The sequence below is a fragment of the Streptomyces viridosporus genome (genome assembly GCF_002078235.1).
GTDB classification, from domain to species: domain Bacteria; phylum Actinomycetota; class Actinomycetes; order Streptomycetales; family Streptomycetaceae; genus Streptomyces; species Streptomyces viridosporus.
In genome coordinates this window covers 1-571 of sequence record NZ_MSGP01000881.1, presented here as the reverse complement: position 1 = coordinate 571, position 571 = coordinate 1, and the positions used below count along the sequence as shown (strand labels likewise).

The following is a 571-nucleotide window of genomic DNA, read 5'->3' as shown; positions in this document are numbered from 1 at the left end:
CCTGCTCTCCGCCCGGCGCGGGGTGTGGGTGCTGCCCAAGCGGCTGCTGGGCCGGCCCACCGACCAGTGGAACGGGGCCCTGGCCGCCGTGCTCCCGTGGCGGCTGCGCCAGCGGGTCTCCCAGGCGATGCTGCGGCTGGCCGGCCCGGGCGGGAACGGGCCGGCGCTGCCCCCGTCCCCCCAGGGGGTGCTCCAGGACCATCCGACGCTGAGCGACACGGTCCCGGCGCTGGTGGCGGCGGGGAGGATCAAGGTCCGCGCGGGCATCGAACGCCTCGAGGGCCACCGGGTGCGCTTCACGGACGGGCGCGAGGACGAGGTGGACCACATCCTGTGGTGCACCGGATACCGGGCGACCGTCCCCTTCCTCGATCCGGCGCTGGTCCCCGACCCCGCCCGACTGCCGCTGTACCGGCACGTGTTCCCGCTCGACGAACCCGCGCTCTCCTTCGTCGGCCTGATGCAGTCGACCGGCTCGGCGCTCCCGGTCGTGGAGGCGCAGGGCAGGCTGCTGGCCGCGTACCTCTCCGGGCGCCGGCGCGGGCCGTCGCGGGAGCGGATGCGGGCGGCG

At 76.7% G+C, this 571-nt stretch carries 1 protein-coding gene; it reads left to right on the top strand.

Translation table 11 applies throughout. The annotated features are described in order from the left end of the window. Positions 1 to 571, top strand: a 571-nt coding sequence (locus B7L92_RS38400; RefSeq protein WP_497592108.1) for an NAD(P)/FAD-dependent oxidoreductase, incomplete at both ends; no start/stop codon positions are given.